This is a genomic window from Streptomyces sp. NBC_00459 (genome assembly GCF_036013955.1).
In the GTDB taxonomy this organism is placed as follows: domain Bacteria; phylum Actinomycetota; class Actinomycetes; order Streptomycetales; family Streptomycetaceae; genus Streptomyces.
In genome coordinates this window covers 893,967-910,828 of record NZ_CP107903.1, presented here as the reverse complement: position 1 = coordinate 910,828, position 16,862 = coordinate 893,967, and the positions used below count along the sequence as shown (strand labels likewise).

General features: G+C 71.6%; 14 protein-coding genes. 6 read left to right on the top strand and 8 right to left on the bottom strand.

Going from position 1 to position 16,862, the window contains the following annotated elements; translation table 11 throughout:
* Positions 1–93: 93 nt before the first annotated feature.
* Positions 94–498 (bottom strand): DUF5997 family protein, encoded by a 405-nt coding sequence (locus OHN74_RS03850; RefSeq protein WP_327693092.1) that lies wholly within the window; start codon positions 496–498, stop codon positions 94–96.
* 109 nt (positions 499–607) lie between these two features.
* Between OHN74_RS03850 and OHN74_RS03845 the strand changes: the two genes are divergently transcribed.
* Positions 608–1,417 carry a LysR substrate-binding domain-containing protein gene (locus OHN74_RS03845; RefSeq protein WP_327693091.1) on the top strand — a complete coding sequence of 270 codons (810 nt, stop codon included), beginning with the start codon at positions 608–610 and terminating at the stop codon, positions 1,415–1,417.
* A 100-nt stretch (positions 1,418–1,517) separates the two neighbouring features.
* On the opposite strand, the gene OHN74_RS03840 is transcribed toward OHN74_RS03845, so the two are convergent.
* On the bottom strand, positions 1,518–2,924 hold the full coding sequence (locus OHN74_RS03840) for an esterase/lipase family protein (RefSeq protein WP_327693090.1): 1,407 nt from the start codon (positions 2,922–2,924) through the stop codon (positions 1,518–1,520).
* A 341-nt stretch (positions 2,925–3,265) separates the two neighbouring features.
* On the opposite strand from OHN74_RS03840, the gene OHN74_RS03835 reads away from it, so the two are divergent.
* A complete protein-coding gene (locus OHN74_RS03835) occupies positions 3,266–5,089 on the top strand; it encodes a helix-turn-helix domain-containing protein (protein ID WP_327693089.1) in 1,824 nt (607 codons plus the stop codon).
* A gap of 195 nt (positions 5,090–5,284) precedes the next feature.
* On the opposite strand, the gene OHN74_RS03830 is transcribed toward OHN74_RS03835, so the two are convergent.
* Positions 5,285–5,761 carry an Lrp/AsnC family transcriptional regulator gene (locus OHN74_RS03830; RefSeq protein WP_327699977.1) on the bottom strand — a complete coding sequence of 159 codons (477 nt, stop codon included), beginning with the start codon at positions 5,759–5,761 and terminating at the stop codon, positions 5,285–5,287.
* Between the two features lie 226 nt (positions 5,762–5,987).
* Between OHN74_RS03830 and OHN74_RS03825 the strand changes: the two genes are divergently transcribed.
* Complete coding sequence (locus tag OHN74_RS03825) at positions 5,988–7,487, top strand: FUSC family protein (RefSeq protein ID WP_327693088.1); 1,500 nt, start codon at positions 5,988–5,990, stop codon at positions 7,485–7,487.
* A gap of 86 nt (positions 7,488–7,573) precedes the next feature.
* Positions 7,574–8,599, top strand: coding sequence for a lactonase family protein (locus tag OHN74_RS03820; protein ID WP_327693087.1), 1,026 nt, complete (start codon positions 7,574–7,576; stop codon positions 8,597–8,599).
* A 112-nt stretch (positions 8,600–8,711) separates the two neighbouring features.
* Here the strand turns inward: OHN74_RS03820 and OHN74_RS03815 are convergent, their stop codons facing one another.
* The 3 genes from OHN74_RS03815 to OHN74_RS03805 form a co-directional block, all read right to left on the bottom strand.
* The gene (locus OHN74_RS03815) at positions 8,712–9,632 is read right to left on the bottom strand and encodes a sirohydrochlorin chelatase (RefSeq protein WP_327693086.1); all 921 of its coding nucleotides are present in this window, start codon (positions 9,630–9,632) and stop codon (positions 8,712–8,714) included.
* Positions 9,633–9,980: 348 nt separating this feature from the next.
* On the bottom strand, positions 9,981–10,658 hold the full coding sequence (locus OHN74_RS03810; protein ID WP_327693085.1) for a uracil-DNA glycosylase: 678 nt from the start codon (positions 10,656–10,658) through the stop codon (positions 9,981–9,983).
* A gap of 154 nt (positions 10,659–10,812) precedes the next feature.
* On the bottom strand, positions 10,813–11,898 hold the full coding sequence (locus OHN74_RS03805) for a WD40/YVTN/BNR-like repeat-containing protein (RefSeq protein ID WP_327693084.1): 1,086 nt from the start codon (positions 11,896–11,898) through the stop codon (positions 10,813–10,815).
* A 212-nt stretch (positions 11,899–12,110) separates the two neighbouring features.
* On the opposite strand from OHN74_RS03805, the gene OHN74_RS03800 reads away from it, so the two are divergent.
* Positions 12,111–12,677 (top strand): Rv1733c family protein, encoded by a 567-nt coding sequence (locus tag OHN74_RS03800; protein ID WP_327693082.1) that lies wholly within the window; start codon positions 12,111–12,113, stop codon positions 12,675–12,677.
* Positions 12,678–13,170: 493 nt separating this feature from the next.
* Here the strand turns inward: OHN74_RS03800 and OHN74_RS03795 are convergent, their stop codons facing one another.
* Both OHN74_RS03795 and OHN74_RS03790 read right to left on the bottom strand, forming a co-directional pair.
* Entirely contained in the window at positions 13,171–13,977 is an 807-nt protein-coding gene (locus tag OHN74_RS03795) for a pectate lyase (protein WP_327693081.1), read from the bottom strand.
* 50 nt (positions 13,978–14,027) lie between these two features.
* Complete coding sequence (locus tag OHN74_RS03790; RefSeq protein ID WP_327693080.1) at positions 14,028–15,008, bottom strand: pectate lyase family protein; 981 nt, start codon at positions 15,006–15,008, stop codon at positions 14,028–14,030.
* A 446-nt stretch (positions 15,009–15,454) separates the two neighbouring features.
* On the opposite strand from OHN74_RS03790, the gene OHN74_RS03785 reads away from it, so the two are divergent.
* Positions 15,455–16,789: an extracellular catalytic domain type 1 short-chain-length polyhydroxyalkanoate depolymerase gene (locus OHN74_RS03785; protein ID WP_327693079.1), complete on the top strand. Its 1,335-nt coding sequence runs from the start codon at positions 15,455–15,457 to the stop codon at positions 16,787–16,789.
* Positions 16,790–16,862: the final 73 nt, after the last annotated feature.

Genomic DNA, 16,862 nt, shown 5'->3' with positions numbered 1-16,862 from the left:
ATGATCGGCGACCCGGGGGTCACGCGCATGTCGGGAGAGGGCGCCTCGGCGGAGGCCGGTACCGGGTGCCCCGAAGGCCCCGGCCCGCGCCGCCTACCTGCCCTGGTTCTCCCGCTTCTCCTGCTGTTCCTGGTGCAGTTCCTTGATGCGCGCCGCTTCCTTGCGGACATCGACCTGCACGGCGCGCTCGTGCCGGAGCCACTCGGGGTCGTCCTGCTTCAGGGCGTCGATCTGCTCGGTGGTGAGAGCCTCGGTGACCCCGCCGCGGGCGAGCCCGGCGATGGAGACGCCCAGCTTCGACGCGACCACCGGACGGGGGTGCGGGCCGTCGCGGCGCAGGTCGCGCAGCCAGGCCGGCGGGTCGGCCTGCAACGCGGTCAGCTCGGCGCGCGTGACGACACCCTCCTGGAACTCTGCGGGGGTGGCCTGGAGGTACACACCCAGCTTCTTCGCCGCGGTCGCGGGCTTCATGGTCTGGGAGGTCTGCTGCGTCGTCATGGTTCAAGGGTATCGAGCGTATGAACCAGCGCCGACCACGGCGGACGGGCGGGCGGCGGTGAGCAGGGCGGGAGCGCGACCGGAGGAGTACGGAAGGTAGCCTGGCGCGGTGACTGGCTCGGAAGATTCCCCCGCGTTCCGGCTCGCGTACGTCCCGGGAGTGATCCCCGCCAAGTGGGTGCGGATCTGGAACGAGCGGCGAACCGACGTCCCCCTGACCCTGCTCCAGGTGTCCGCCGCCGAGGCGCACGCCCTGATGCTGGCCGGTGACGCCGACGCGGGCCTCGTACGCCTGCCGGTCGACCGTACGGTGCTCAGCGCGATCCCCCTCTACACCGAGACCTCGGTGGTCGTGGTCCCCAAGGACCATGTCGTGTCCGCGGTCGACGAGGTGGGCGTCGAGGATCTCGCCGACGACATCGTGCTGCACCCCCTGGACGACACCCTCGCCTGGGAGACCCTCCCCGGCCGCCCCGCGCTGGAGCGCCCCGCGACCACCGAGGACGCCGTCGAGCTGGTCGCGGCCGGGATCGGTGTCCTCGTCGTCCCCCAGTCACTGGCCCGCCTCCACCACCGCAAGGACCTCACCTACCGCCCGGTCACGGACGCGCCCGAGTCCCAGGTCGCGCTGTCCTGGCCGGAGGACCGCACGACCGATCTGGTCGAGGACTTCATCGGCATCGTGCGGGGCCGCACGGTCAACAGTTCACGCGGCCGCCGTGAGGAGCCGAAGGCGGAGCAGCCGAAGCCCAAGAAGCGCTCCGGCACGGAGGGCACGGCCCGCAAGCCCGCCGCAGGACGGTCCGCGGGCCGGGGCGCGGGCGCCGGGAAGGGCGGAGCGGCGGGCCGGGGTACCCGCAGCGGCGGTTCCGGCAAGGCCGGCGGCACCCGTCAGGGCAAGCCCCGCCGCAAGCCGTAGCACGCACAACAGGACCAGCACGCGCCCGTGTCCGGAAGGCGCGCGGGGCTGTATCGCTCCGTGGCTCCGCGGCGAGAGAAACGCCCGTCCGGCGGAGCCCTCAGCGCGTGGCGGCGACCGGCAGCACCGCGAAACAGTCCTGCACGCGATCCGGGACCGGTGAACCCGAGTGCGCGGCGATCTCGATCTCGTACAGCCCGGGCGACAGCACCCGCCGTATCTCGTACCGCGCGGGTGCGACCTGCGGCAGGACCAGGCAGAGCGTCTCGCCGTCCTCCCCCGTCACCCGCGCGAACAGCCGCTCCGGTGGCCGGGCGGCTCCCACGACCTGTGCGCGCAGGGTCGCCGGCGCCGAGCCCGGGTACGCGTCGTCGACCTCGCTGCTGATGGCCGGGGCCACCCGCGCGACCGGATCCGACGGGTCGTGCACGTCCATCGGGCCGGGCGACTGGAGACGCAGCAGAAGGGGGAGGAGCCGGCCGGTCAGCACACGCGGCGACTGGAGGGCGCTGTGCGCGGCCGCAACGAACCGGCAACGGTCCGCCGGAAGCGCGGACGGCATCGCGGAGACCCGGGGGACCACACCGTCCCCGTCCGCCAGGACCGGCGGCACCAGCGCTCCCGGCGGCTCGGCCGAGCACACCACCCCGTGGCCGTTCCAGCGGGCCGACTGGAGGGTGCCGCTCTGCCGTGTGCCCACGAGAGGGAGCGTCACATGCTGGTGCGCGTACGCGGGAAAGCTCTCGGCGTTGTACGCGGCCGCCGCCGCGATCTCCCGGTGGAAGCCCAGGCCGTCGCCCACGAGATCCTGGCGCACCCCGGGCAGCGGCGCCGCGTCCTCGATCCGGATGTGCCCCGCCCCGGTGTCGATGACCGAGTACACCGGCAGCAGTTGGTGCACGGAGGGAAAACCGCGGGTCAGGGTCCGTACGCCGGGCAGGTGCCGGAAGCCTCCCGAGAGAGTGTCGAGTGCGCGCACCGAGCCGCGGTGCGGGGTGCCCAGGGTGATCAGCGCCCGGCAGTCGCGCCAGCCGCCCAGCACCTCGACGTAGTAGCGGGCGATGAGACCACCCATGCCATGGGCGACGACGACGGCCTTGGCGTCCCTGGCGCCGGTCCGCTCCCGGAACTCGGCGACATGCAGGTCGATCACCTCGGCCAGCCTGCGGGCATGCACCCGGTTGTCCAGCCGCCAGTCGTACGGGAACGTCAGCAGTCCGCCGCCCGGACCGTCCGTGACCGCGAAATGCCTGAGCACCCAGTCGACGGTCTGCGCGTAGCCCTTGGTCCGCGACAGGCCGGGCAGTACGGCTACACCGGGAAACAGTCCGGACGCCCTGACCGACGACGTGTCGCAGCGCAGCGTCAGCGGATGCCCGGAGGTGTCCGCGCCCCGCAGCTCCGCCAGGGACTGGAGCAACGGCTTGCCGGGCGCCCACAGCGGACCTGTCGGGCCTTCCAGGACACTGCCCAGGATTCCCGGGACCAGGACGATCGGATGCCTCACCGGACAGCGCACGGCTCTGCCCCCGGTGACCGGCTGTGGAGGTTGTGGAAGTCCCAGGTGCCCACCCCCGTGGAGCACCCGGGACCTCCCCCTCGACACCTCGGACCAGTACCGAGGAGACAGGGGACAGGAACGGGAGGGCCCCCACGGGCCCGGCCCGGCGACTCCCTTCGCCCGATCCTGATCCTCAATGCTTTCTCCATACATTCGATGGGGCGCTCCGTACGCCTTTTGGGTCAGCTTTGTCCGATCTCACCGACAGTGGGAGAGATCCGGTGTTGCCAGGGCATATTTGGCAACACCGGGCAACAGACAGGCGATGGCGTGCAGTTGGGGACCGCATGGGCGACGTGGCGAACGGCGTGACGGAGGAGTCGGGCCGGTTCGGCCGGGAGTTACGGCGCCGGCGGCTCGCCGCCGGACTCTCCCTCGCCGACCTGGCGGGGCTCGTGCACTGCAGCCGGGGCTACCTCAGCCGCATCGAGAACGGCCACCGCCGGGTCACCCGTGAACTGGCTGACGGCTGCGACGACGCACTCGACGCCAAGGGCCAACTGCTCGGCCTGGCCCCCGAGACACGCGGCGACACCCACGACGTACCGCACGCGCGGGCGTCCGGCGTCCGGCGCGCGGCACCGACGCCCACCGGCGGTGCGGTCCCGGCCCGACCCTCCAGGTACGGCGCGGAGTTCGACCGGCTGCTGCACCGCGGCGACACCAGCTACCTGGCCGGACGCATGGAGGAGGCGGACGCCTATTACCGCCGGGCGTACCAGCGGGGCACGGGCGATCCTCAGGCGCAGGCCGTGGCCGTCGTGCGGCGGGCGCGGCGCTGGTCCGATCCGGGGCGCGTGGACCATGAACTCCTGCATCTCGTCCGGGAGACCCTCGCCGCGCTCAGGACCCACGACGGCGCCGAGGCGGCCGGGCTGCGTCTGCGGCTCGGCGCGCATCTTGCGAAGAAGCTCACCATGTCCGTGAGCGAGGACACCGCCTGGCCGGGCGCCGGACCCGAACGCGGCGCCGACCTGGCCCGGCGGACCCTGGAGGGGCTCGCCACCGGGAACCAGGACGACGAGACGCGCTGCGAAGTGCTCACCGAGTGCCGCTGGGGCCTCTACGACTTCGTCCCGGCCATCGAATCGCTGACCATCTCCCTCCGGCTGCGGGACTGCGCCCTGCGCGCCCGCTCCCCGTACTTCCTGGGCGAGTCCCTCGTCGCGCTCGCCATCGACCAGTTCCGGGTCGGCCGTGTGCACGGTGCCTCGGGGACGGTGGCCGAGCACCGCAGGCACGCCGCCCGCACACGCAGCACCCTGGCGCGCTGGCAGCAGTGCACCCTGGACACCCTCCTCGACCTGTGGTGCGGACGGTTCGACTCCGCGACCGACTGGATCTTCGGCGAGTCGCGGGAGATCGTCGACGGCCTGGAGGCGGACTTCGCCGTACCCGCCGACACCTTGCTGCAGACCCGGCTGGGCCAGGTGTACTGGCTGCTCAGAGAGCAGGGCAGAATGGCCGAACTCTTCAGCTCCGGGCTCGCCGACGGCGTCGAACGGCACGGGTACTTCCCGGTCTGGCGGGCGGGGTTCGCGCTGGCCCGCTGCGAGGTGGGCGACCACGACGAAGCCGCCGACCGACTGCTGGCGTTTCTCCGGGAGACCGGCGACTGCGCCTCGCTGCCGCCGCACGGCTGGTCCGTACCGGCGCTGGTCCTGCTCGCGGAGGTCTGTGCCGGACTCGACGCGCGCGGCGGCTACGAGTCCGAACTCGCCCATGCCGTACCGGTGTTGCGCGAGGCGCTCGCCCGCAGACCGGCGGGGATAGCACTGGCGGGCTGGCCGGTGGTGCTGGTCGGGCCGACCGAACGGGCCATGGGTCTGCTTGCCCTGGCCGGAGGCGACAGTGCGACGGCCCTCGGCCACTTCCGCCGGGCCGAGCGCCTGGTCGTCGGCAGCTCGCCACCCCAGACGGCCCGCCTCCGGGTGAACGAGGCCCGCGCTCTGCTGCGCGGGAAGGGCGGCGCACAGCGGACCGAGGGCGTGGCCCTGCTCCGGTCGGCGCTGGCGGGGGCCGAAGCGAACGGAATGCGGCTACTGGCCGCGGAATGCCGGGAGTTGATGGCCGGGGCGGGACCGAGCGACTCCCGGCAGCCGCACGGGTGACTCCCTCGGGCGCACCCTGCCGCCCGCTCGGCTTCGCCGTCCCGACGAGCCGTCGTCCGCCGCCCTGGCCGTGAACTCCCGTCGGCCGCCCCGCAGAAGCAGCCCCGGCGCCGCGAACCCGGGGTCGGAGCCGCGTCCTCCACGTCCTCCAGGACCACGCAGGCCGCGGGAGCCGCGCCGAGGCGGCGTGCGGGATCAGCCGGTGGGCGTGCGGCCGATCGACTCCACCAGGGGCAGCAGCCGGTGCGGGACCCGCTCGCGCAGGGCCACTTCCGTGCGGGTGCGGACCACACCCGGCACGCTGATCAGTGCCTGGATCACGTCCTCCAGGTGTGCGTTGTCGCGGGCCACGACCCGCGCGAGGAGATCACCGCCGCCGGCGATCGAAAACGCCTCGACGATCTCCGGCACGGCCGCCAGCGCGTCCCCGACCTCGTCGAGGTGGCCCTGGGTGACCTCGATGTGCACGAACGCGAGCACGGGGTGGCCGAGCGCGGCGGGGGACAGGGACGGACCGGTGCCGGTGATCACGCCGTCCCGTTCGAGACGGTCGAGCCGGGCCTGGAGCGTGCCGCGCGCGACGCCGAGGACACGGGCGTACTCGCGGACGCTGGTGCGGGGCTGCTCCAGCAGCAGCCGCAGGATGCGGGTGTCCAGCTCGTCCACGGCCATGGCGTCGGCCTCCCTCATGGTCGGTCCGTTGGTTCGTTGATCCGTTGGTTCGTTGATCCGTTGGCTCGGCGGTGGCCGCTCTCGGACCGATATGTCTGTGCCAATGGCTCAGCATATGCGACCCGACTTGAGCCAGTAGTGGCGGCAATGCTCCAATGATCGCGTCGATGGCGCTGCGGACTCCGCGGCGCCTTTTCCATGCCGATTCCAGTGGGGCGGGACAGCAGTGCTGAAGAGGGTGTTCATGGCGCCGGACCCGGGCCGTGCCCGGCTGCGGTTCGCCGCGCGGGGCGTGCTCGGCATCGGTCTGGCCGTCACCGTCTGCGGCCTCGCCGGGCACTCGCTGACCGGGGCCGTGACCGGTGGACTCGCCGCGCTGCTCGCCCTGTTCACGGTCACCGACGCCACGGTGCGCGGACAGGCGGTCACCACCGCGCTGCTGCCCGCCGTCGGGCTCCCGGTCCTCGCCGCCGCGGCCGAGCTGCACGACCGGCCGGTCGCCCGCGGGCTCGCCCTCCTCGCCGTCGTCGGCGCGGGCGTGTACGCGCGCCGCTGGGGCCCGCGCGGCCACAGCCTGGGCGTCTTCGCGTTCATGACCTTCTTCGTCGCCCAGTTCCTGCACACGGGACCGGAGCAACTGCCCGAGTTGTACGCCGCCGTCCTCCTGTCCCTGCTGACGGCCTCGGCGGTGCGCTTCGGGCTGTGGTGTTACGAGCGCCGTACGCCCCCGCCGCCGGCCCCCGTCGCCCCGGTCGGCGAACGCGGCCTGGCCCGCGCCACCACACGTCAGTCCGTCCAGGCGACGGCCGCCGCCGGCTTCGCACTGGTCGTGGGTCAACTGGTGTCGGGGGACCGCTGGTACTGGGCCGTCGGCGCCACCTGGTGGATCTTCGTGAACACCACCTCGCGCGGCGAGACCCTGGTCCGCGGCTTCCGCCGCATCCTCGGCACGGTGCTAGGCATCGCGCTCGGCCTCGCCGTCGCGGTCCCGGCGGCGGGCGCGGTCGTTCCCACCGCCGTGCTCGTCGCCGTATGCGTGTTCGGCATCTTCTACTCGGCCGCCGTGTCGTACACCTGGATGATGCTCTCGGTCACCCTGCTCGCCGAGCTCCTGTACGGGCTTCTGGGCGTCCTCGACCCGGCACTGCTCGGCGTACGGCTCGCGGAGACCGGTGTCGGCGCCCTGGGTGCCCTGCTGGCGGTGCTCCTCGTACTGCCGATCACCACGCACGCCACCACCGACGCCTGGATCCAGCGCGCCCTGCGCTGTGTCCACGCCTGCACGGCCGAGGCCACCGCCCGGCTCGCCGGTGCGCCGGGCGCCGACCCGGCATCGCGCGTGGCCGAACTGGAACTGCTGCTGGGGCGTGTCCGGCTCTCGGTCGCGCCGCTCGTGCATCCGCTCAACCCCGTACGCGCCCGTAAGCGCCGCGCCCGCCGGGTACTGGCGCTCCTCGACGACTGCGCCCGCGAGATCCGCGGCCTGGCCGCCGTTGCCGCCGACCCGGAGGCCTCCCACGACGTCCGGTTCGCCGCCGCCTGCCGGCGCGTGGAGAGGGCGGTGGAGGCGCTCACGGAGGGCCGCGCGGACACCGTCACAGCCCCGGCGGACCGGTCCCACGTCACCGAGCCCGCACTCGCCCACCTGCACGGACTGGAGCGGGCCCTCGCCGAGTTGGCCACTCCGTTGCGCGGCCCAGCCGGTTCGCCGCTGGCCGAGGCCTGAGTCTTCTCGTCCATACCCGGCCCTTTGGTCTAGACCGATGGGGTACGGTCGCCCCGTCCGGCAGAGGAGACCGAGAGGGGACGGCAGTGCGGCAACGGCGAGCGTTCATCGGCTCGTTCACGGCGGCGGGAGGCCCGGGTGTGCTGGTCGCAGCCGTGGACGACGGCACCGGCATCCTGACCGTGCTCGGCGCGGCGGACGACGTACCCGACCCGTCGTACCTCGCCCTCTCCGCCGACGGGCACACGCTCTACGCCGTCAGTGAGATGGCCGAGGGCGCCGTGGCCGCCTACCGGGTGAGCGGTGACACGCCCGTACCGGCCGGGCCGCCCGTGTCGGTCGGCGGCAGCGGGCCCACGAACCTCGGCCTCTTCGCCGGACACGTGCTGACCGCCAACTACGGCTCCGGCAGCGTCTCCGCGGTGCCCGTCGGCGTCGACGGCGCCCTCACCGGCATCGTGTCCGACGTGCGCCGGCACACCGGCTCGGGTCCGCATCCGGTACGTCAGCGGGGGCCGCACGCCCACCAGGTGCAGCCCGACCCCAGCGGCCGATGGGTCGTCACGGTCGACCTCGGCACGGACTCCGTCCATGTGTGCGGACTGCGCGACGGCCGCCTCGTACCGCATCGCGAGACCGCCCTGCGTCCCGGTTCCGGACCGCGCCACCTGGCCTTCCACCCGGACGGCTCGTACGCGTACGTGCTCAACGAACTGGCCCCCACCGTCACCGTCTGCAGCTGGGACGCCGCCGAAGGCCTCCTGGCACCCCTGAGTGAGACACCGGTGCTGGCAGGCGCCCCGGACGGCGACGCCTACCCCTCCGGCATCGTCGCCTCGCCCGACGGCCGCTTCGTGTGGACGGCGACGCGCGGCCGGGACGTCGTCTCCTTGCTCGCCGTCGGCGCTGCCGGAGCGTCCCTGCGGCTGGTGGACACGGTGCCGTGCGGCGGCCACTGGCCCCGCGCGCTGGCCGCCTCGGGCGGATACCTGTACGTCGCGAACGAGCGCTCCGGCGACGTGACCTGGTTCGCCCTCGACCCTGACACCGGCATCCCCCGTCGCGCCGGATCGATCGCGGTCCCGGCGGTGTCCTGTGTGATCTTCGGCTGAGCGCACGCCCCTGGGCCGGACACGCCGAGGGCCCGCTCCCTGAGAGGAGCGGGCCCTTCGGCGTACCAGGTGTTCCGGTCGTCGGACCGCTTCGTACGGGGTGCGGTCCTGGTCAGCGGACCGGGGCGCCCTGTTGCTGCTGCGGGGCGATGCCCAGTGCCGTCGTGTACTTGGCCAGCGCCAGCTTGCCGATCGCCGGGTACGGGCCGAGCGCGTCGGAGGAGGCACAGCCCGCCTCCTGGGCCGCTGCCTCCAGCAGACCGGCCTCGATCTCCGGACCGATCAGATACGGCGCCAGCGCGAGGTTCTGCGAGCCCGAGGCGCGCAGCTGTTCGGCGATGGCGGCGATCGAACCGTCCTGGTCGAGGGCTGCCGCCATCACCGGCACGGCGAGGCGCGCGGCGAGCAGCATGCCCGTGATCCCGGCCGCCTGCACGGACTCCTCGCCACCCACGGAGGCCAGGATGATGCCGTCCGCGGCGGTCGCCACGGTGAACAGGCGGGCCCGGTCGGCGCGCGCGAGGCCCGCCTCGGACAGCCGTACGTGCAGTCCCTCGGCGAGCAGCGGATGCGGGCCGAGGACGTCGGTCAGGTCGGCCGCGATACGGCTCTCCATGACGGCCTGGCGGATCTGGCGCAGCAGCGCGTTGTCCGGACCGGCGAGCAGCGGCACGACCACCGCCACGGGCCCTTCGGGCTCCTTGGCGTCCACACCGGCGGCGCGGGCCTGCTCGTAGCGGGCGGTGCGCTCCTGCGCGGTGTGCGTGAGCACGAACTGGAGCGTGGGGAACTCCGCGTCGTCACCGTCGAGGTACGCGATGCGGGCGTCGAGGCCGGGGAGTTCGGAGCGGGCGATGCTCACGACCTCCTCGGCGAGGCTCCGAGTGGCGGCGCTGGGCGCGCCCGGCACCGCGAGGACGAGCGCGGGCGCACCCTCGGGAGCCGCCAGCGGTTCGGGGCGGCGGTGCCGGCCCGGCTGGCGGGGGCGCGGCATTCGTACTGGCAGGCCGGCGGGCCCAGTGGGGGAGCTCATGGCGCCGCATGTTACTGGCTTATTGGGCTCCCCTGTTCGGGGAGGGGGCAGGTGAGCGGTATCCGTCCGCTTTTGTCTGATGAGTTACGTACGGATCAGAAGCGATCAGTACGTGACATCTTCACGCGGGGTCGGAGGGTCGGATTCGGTCGTCCCGGTGTTCCGTTGCTGGTCAACCGTGTGCGGTCGGCATGTCCCGGTGCGATGAGCGGACTTGCTCACCAAGGGGACGAGTTGCCTTCTGTCCGGCAATAGGGCATCAAACTCATATGCCGGTCATTCGGGCTCGCATATCGGTCAGTACACGTGGTGTTCGATCGGCAGCGTCCCTCGGCCCGGCCCGGCCGGTCAGGGCAGGCGCCAGTCCACCGGAGCGACGCCCTGTTGGGTGAGCAGGTCGTTGGCACGGCTGAACGGGCGTGAGCCGAAGAAGCCGCGGTCGGCCGACATGGGGGACGGGTGGGCCGACTCGATCGACGGCAGACTGCCCAGGAGGGGGCGGAGCTTGCGGGCGTCGCTGCCCCACAGGATCGACACCAGGGGCTTGCCCCGGCCGGCCAGGGCTCGGATCGCCTGTTCGGTGACCTCCTCCCAGCCCTTTCCGCGGTGCTTGCCGGGGCTGCGCGGAGCCGTGGTGAGCGCTCTGTTGAGAAGCAGCACCCCCTGCCGCGTCCACGGCGTCAGATCGCCGTTGGACGGCGGTGACACCCCCAGGTCGCTGTTGAGTTCCCGGAAGATGTTGATGAGACTGCCGGGCAGCGGACGCACCTCGGGCGCGACCGAGAACGACAGTCCCACCGCGTGCCCCGGGGTCGGATACGGGTCCTGTCCGACGATCAGGACCCGTACGTCGTCGAAGGGCTGCTGGAAGGCTCGTAGGACGTTCGGTCCGGCCGGGAGGTAGGTGCGTCCCGCGGCGATCTCCGCGCGCAGGAAGTCGCCCATCCCGGCGATCCGTTCGGCGACGGGTTCGAGGGCCTTCGCCCAGCCCGCTTCGACAATCTCGTGCAACGGTCGTGGTGCCACGGCGTCACCCTACTGCCGTACAAGCGACAGAGATCAACCGGTGGTCCGAGGCCGACCATGGATGACCGAACCATTGACCGTTGTGACTCCGTCCGCGCATACCGCCCCCTGCGGTTCTGCCGGTTGGGCCCGGGCCTCCTCCCTCGAACGGTCCTCAGCCGATCACCGCGGCCCGCACGCACAGCACGTCCGGCAGATGGGAGGCCAACTGCTGCCAGGTGTCGCCGTCGTCAGCCGACGCGTACACCTCGCCATTGCGGTTGCCGAAGTAAACGCCCGCCGGGTCCGCGTTGTCCGTGCACAACGCGTCGCGCAGCACCGTGCCGTAGTGGTCCCCCTGGGGCAGGCCCGCCGACAGTGGTTCCCAGCTCTTGCCCGCGTCCGCAGTACGGAAGACACGGCAGCGGTGGTCGGCGGGGACGCGGTCGGCGTCGGCGTTGATCGGGAAGACGTACGCGGTGTCCCCGCGGTGCGGATGGGCCGCCACCGCGAAACCGAACGTCGAGGGGAGGCCGGCCCCGATGTCCGTCCAGTGCCCGCCCGCGTCGTCGCTCCGGTACACACCCCAGTGGTTCTGCAGATACAGCCGGTCGGGGTTGGCCGAGTCCTTCGCGACCTTGTGCACGCACTGGCCGAACTCCGGGTTCGGATCAGGCAGGAACACCGCGGAGACACCGGAGTTGGACGGGGTCCAGCTCTCGCCGCCGTCGGACGTACGGAACACACCGGCCGTCGAGACGGCGACGGTCACCGCGCGCGGGTCGCGCTGGTCGGTGACGATCGTGTGCAGACCCTCACCGCCGCCGCCCGGCACCCAGCGTGAGCGGGTGGGGTGCTCCCACAGCGGGCGGACCAGCTCGAAGGACTCGCCGCGGTCCTCGGAGCGGTACAACGCAGCCGGTTCCGTGCCCGCGAACACCACGTCCGCTTCCGCCGTCGACGGGTGGAGCTGCCAGACGCGCTCCAGTGAAGCGCCCGTGTCCTTCGGGAACTTGACCGCGGGCTGCGCCGGTTCGGTCCAGGTCCGGCCCAGGTCGTCGGAGTGGAAGACCGACGGCCCCCAGTGTGCGCTGTCACCGCCTACCAGCAGCCTGGGGATCTCGCGCCGGGTGTCGATCGCGACCGAGTACACGGCCTGCGCGTTGAAAGAAGGGCTGTCGTCGAACTCCCACGTGTCGCCGCGCCGGTGCCCGATGAACAGGCCTTTGCGCGTGCCGACCGTGAGCAGTACCTCGGTCATGCCGATCACCTCCGGGACGTCTTTGTCCAGTCATCGGCCAGTCTGCACCCCACCACTGACAGTCACCTCTGGAGACGCCGTCGTCGCAGGTCGGAGCGGTTTGTCGGCGGGATGTGACGGAGACCTCGGGTCGGCCGTGAGCAGCGGCGGGACATCGCGCGTATGGGAGGACGGCAGGGCATGTCCGTGTGCGCGTGAGGAGGATGCCTTCGATGGCGGCATTCCGTGGTCCCAGGGTGTGGCTGTGGCGTTGGCGGCGGAATCCGCTGAGGCGCCGTGTGGATGCCGTGGAGGGCTGGGCCGTACTGGCCACCTGGGCACTCATCGTGCTCACCGGAGTCCTCGTCGGCCTGGCGTCGACCCACTCCGTCGAACAGGGGCTGGCGAGAGAGCGCGCCGAGTGGCGCCCCGTGACGGCGTTGGTCGTGGAGGACGCGCCCGGCACCGTCGGCAGCGAGAAGGTGTGGGCGAAGGTCCGCTGGAGCGCCGCGGACGGCACCCGGCACACGGGTCAGGCCCGGGTCGACTCGGGCAGTACCGCGGGCAGTCCGGCGACGGTCTGGACGGACCCGCAGGGCCGCCTGGTGACAAAGCCCGCCACCGAGTCCGAGGCCCGCCTCAGAGCCGCCCTGGTAGGCGCTCTGGCGGGCGCGAGCGGGGCGACCGTGCCCTACGTCGGCTGGCGTCTCCTCCGCGGCCGTCTGGAGCGACGGCGGATGGAGGAGTGGGACGAGGCATGGGAGCGGTTCGACCCCATGTGGGGGCGCAACACGCGCTGACGCGTGTCGAGGCAGGCGGGGGAGCGGGAGTACGGGACCTCCGGCCCCGCACCGGCTCCACCGGGCCCCGTCAGCCGCCGGGCGCGTGAGCGGTGTCGTGTCCGGCGGCGTCGAACCGGCGGTGGGGGCGCCGACCCCGTGACGTCGTGCTCGGCGGGCCGGTCGGCTGCGGCATGGGCGTGCCCGCCGCCCTCCTGGCCACGCCGGCGCCCGGCTGCGGCACTGCGCCGAGGCCGCTGCTCGGCCTGTCGACTCCCCCGACAGCACGGGCGGTACGGCGGACACGTCCACACGTCCCCCTCCACCGACGACAGCGCGTCGGCCGCCGCGACGATGCTCAGCGGCAACTCCAGGAAGCCGTCCGTGAACCATCACCGATCGGGGGTCTGCACCCCGGTCCCCGGTCCCCGGTCCGCGGGCCACGGGCCAAGAGGACGGCGGCTGTACGAGGCGGGTGCAGGCCGCCTCGTACAGCCGCCGGAAGGGGGATGGATCAGCGGTACGTGATGTCGCTCGTCGCGAACTTGCAGTACGTGCCGTCGGCGTTGGAGCCGTTCGTGGTCGGCTCCTTGCCGGTGTTGTTGCCGATGTACTTCTGGCAGGGGACGATCTTCTTGCTGGAGTCCCCGACGATCGTGATGCCCCTCAGGGTCGCGCTGTCGCCGTAGTTGGTGTTGATGCCGGCGAGTTTGCCGCCCTTCCAGGTCGCCTCGATGTTGGTGAGGTTGATGGTCCGCTTGTACTGCGTGGAGCAGTTGCCGCAGGACCGGACGAAGGTGCCGAAGTTCTTCGCCGCGAAGTTGGAGATGTTGAGCGTCCCGGCGCCGTTGAACTGGAACACCTTGTCGCTGGCTTCCTTGGCGCCGCCGCCGGAGATCGTGTAGACGTTCGACGAGGAGCTGCCCCGGAAGGTGGCGGCGTCCTCACCGACGTCCTCCCACCAGACGTTCTGCAGGGTGCAACTGCCCTTGCAGTGGATGCCGTCGGCCGCCGGGGCGCCGATGATGACGTTCTTGAGGACGGCGCCCGCCGCCAGCTCCAGGATCGGCCCCTGGTCCTCGTCCTGGTTGTCGGAGCCGAGGGCCCCGGTGCCGTAGAGACGCTTCATCCCGTAGTCCTTGGTGCCCGAGACGGGGATGGTCGCGGAGACGCCCTGGCTGCCGTTGGCGGTCGGCCAGGTCGCGGCGCTCGCCGGGGTGAGTGCCCCGTTAGTCATGATCATGCCAAGCGAGAGGCCGAGGGTGGCCAGGGTGCCGGTCAGTGCGCGCCCGCGCGCGCGTGGACGTACTGCGGAAGTCATGTCCCGATGCCTTCTTCCGGTCGGTCCTGCTGTGGGGAGTTGGGGACTGTTCAGATCTTTCCGGCGCCTGCGCCCGACGTCACCGAGGCGACGACGGTCGAGGCCGGCTCTGCGGTGTAGCTGTACGGAGCGGTGGTGAAAGTGCCGACCCGCGAGACCTCCGTGGCGGCTCCGCCGAGGTCGTTTCCGCGCAGGTTGGCGTATCCGTCGACGTCGCTGCTGCGGTTCGTGGTGACCGCGACGAGCGTCGAACGGAAGACGTTGTTCTCGACGAGCATCTGGGCGCCCATGCGGGAGTGCACTGCGGTCTCGGCGCCCTGGACGTAGTTGTCGTAGAAGTGGCCGGTGCCGAACCGCAGGCTGGGGATGCGCGAGTAGACGTTGTTGAAGTGGTTGTGGTGGTACGTCACCTTCAGATGGCCGGTGTCCTCGGACGTGTTGTTGTCGCTGTGGCCGACGAGCGAGCCCTTGAAGTGGTCCTTGAAGGTGTTCCAGGACACCGTCACGTTGTCGGAGCCGTGGTTGATGTCCAGCAGACCGTCGTAGTAGTCCTTGTCGTGGGTGCGGTCCGCGGAGAAGGAGTTGTGGTCGATCCACACCTTCGTGGACTCCTGGACGGTCACACCGTCGGACGGCGCGAGCGGCTTGCTGATGTTGAGGTTGCGGACGACGACGTTCGTCTCCTCCTTGATCCGCAGGCCGCCGCCGGTGAACCCGGAGGACGAACCGACGCCCAGGACCGTGGTGTTGGAGCCGAGATCTACCTGACCGCTCAGCGTGATCAGGCCGCTGACCCGCACGACCTTGGCCGCGTTGCCCGTGACGGCCGTCCTGAAGGCGGCCAGTGTCGTCACGGTGACCGGGGTGGCGCTGCCCCCGCCGGTCGTTCCGGCGCCGAATCCGACGGGTGCGTTCTCGGCCGCACCGGCCGACTGGGGGACGGTCAGGACGGCGACGGCCGCGAGAGCCGTGGCCACGGCTGCTGCCGCCACAGATCTTTGCGTTTGTGTACGTGGGGGGTGTGTGCGCATGCGGGTGCGTCCCTTCGGGAGGGCCGACTGATCGAGAGGGCGATCAGCTATGTGAACGTCATTCACTCTGTTGTGCGCCATGTTGTGTGCTGCGAGCGAGCCGGTGGAGCGGTGACGACGAGCCAGAAGTGGGGGGACAGTGGCGCTCCAGGGGATTCGCTGCCCCCGGGGCGCATGCTTCGGGGTCGTGTTGTCGAACGCGGATCGACATCGATGGGTCACATCGTTGAACGGAAGGTAGGGGGTAAGCGCTTTCTGGTCAACGGTTTGCGCGCAATGTGTGCCGACCGGGTGTGCAACCGCTGGTCGGCGAATGTTTTCGACGTGTGGGAGCGCTTCCATGGCGGCCATGCTCATGCCACGATGCGGGCGGGCAGCCCCGCAGAGCGGGACTTCGACTTCCGCCACGCGTACCCCACGAGCCGTGATCAGGAAGGGACAAGGACGTGTCCACCACTGTCGGCAACATCGCGAAAAGACCGCTGCGTTCGGTGCTCGTCGCGCTTCTCGGAGGTCTGCTGCCGCTACTCGCGGCAACATTTCTCGCGGCACCGTCGGCGTCGGCCCGCACGGAGCCGCCCGCGGCGGCCCCCGCCGTGGCCGCCGCCGCGCTCACCGAGGTGACGAACTTCGGGACCAACCCCAGCAACCTGCAGATGTACGTGTACGTACCGGACAGCGTCACCACGCGCCCGGCCGTTCTGGTGGCCGTGCACTGGTGCACCGGCTCCGGCCCCGTGTTCTACTCCAACACCGAGTACGCCTCGCTGGCCGACCGCTACGGCTTCATCGTGATCTACCCCTCCGTCACCCGCAGCAGCAAGTGCTTCGACGTCTCCTCGCCGCAGGCGCTCACCCGGGGCGGCGGCAGCGACCCGGTGGGCATCAAGTCCATGGTCGACTGGGTGACCCGTACCTACAACGCGGACACCAGCAGGGTCTTCGCCACCGGGGTCTCCTCCGGCGCGATGATGACCAATGTCCTGCTCGGCGACTACCCGGACGTCTTCGCGGGCGGTTCCGCCTTCGCGGGCGTGCCGTTCGGCTGCTTCGCCACCACCAACGGCTCGGAGTGGAACAGCGACTGCGCCCAGGGCACGGTGATCCACACCCCGCAGGAGTGGGGCAATCTGGTGCGGGGCGCCTACCCCGGCTACACCGGGCCCCGGCCGCGCATGCAGCTCTGGCACGGTACCGAGGACGACACCCTGCGCTACCCCAACTTCGGGGAGGAGATCAAGCAGTGGACCAATGTGCAGGGACTCACCCAGACACCGTCCGCGACCGACTCGCCCCAGTCCGGCTGGACCCGCACCCGCTACGGCGCCACCGGTGACAAGGCGCCCGTCGAGGCCCTCAGCCTCCAGGGTGTCGGCCACAACCTGATCACCACCGGCATGGCCGCCCGTGTGATCACCTTCTTCGGCCTGGACAGCGCCGGCCCAGTGCCCCAACCGCCGGCCGGCCCCTGCAAGGTGGCGGTCACGACCAACGCCTGGAACACCGGGCTGACCGCGTCCGTGACCATCACCAACAACAGCACGACAGCGGTGAACGGCTGGAAACTGGGCTTCACCCTGCCCTCCGGCCAGACCATCACCTCCGGCTGGAGCGCGACCTTCGCCCCGGCCTCCGGCACGGTGACGGCCACCAACGCCACCTACAACGCGGCCATCGCGCCCGGCGCGAGTGTCGGCTTCGGCTATCAGGCGAGCCACACCGGAAACAGTGCGGCGCCGTCCGGATTCACGCTCAACGGAACGGCCTGCACGGCCGGTTGAGCCCAGCTGTGCCGGGTGCGTGCCACGAGCGCGCACCCGGTCACCTCCCGCTCCGCATGATCTGAAGCAGAAG

Excerpts from the sequence above, each read along its gene's own strand:
- OHN74_RS03850 (WP_327693092.1), bottom strand. The coding sequence starts at position 498 with ATGACGACGCAGCAGACCTCCCAGACCATGAAGCCCGCGACCGCGGCG.
- OHN74_RS03800 (WP_327693082.1), top strand. The coding sequence starts at position 12,111 with ATGGCGGCATTCCGTGGTCCCAGGGTGTGGCTGTGGCGTTGGCGGCGG.
- OHN74_RS03835 (WP_327693089.1), top strand. The coding sequence starts at position 3,266 with ATGGGCGACGTGGCGAACGGCGTGACGGAGGAGTCGGGCCGGTTCGGC.
- OHN74_RS03795 (WP_327693081.1), bottom strand. The coding sequence starts at position 13,977 with ATGACTTCCGCAGTACGTCCACGCGCGCGCGGGCGCGCACTGACCGGC.
- OHN74_RS03815 (WP_327693086.1), bottom strand. The coding sequence starts at position 9,632 with ATGAGCTCCCCCACTGGGCCCGCCGGCCTGCCAGTACGAATGCCGCGC.
- OHN74_RS03790 (WP_327693080.1), bottom strand. The coding sequence starts at position 15,008 with ATGCGCACACACCCCCCACGTACACAAACGCAAAGATCTGTGGCGGCA.
- OHN74_RS03805 (WP_327693084.1), bottom strand. The coding sequence starts at position 11,898 with ATGACCGAGGTACTGCTCACGGTCGGCACGCGCAAAGGCCTGTTCATC.
- OHN74_RS03830 (WP_327699977.1), bottom strand. The coding sequence starts at position 5,761 with ATGGCCGTGGACGAGCTGGACACCCGCATCCTGCGGCTGCTGCTGGAG.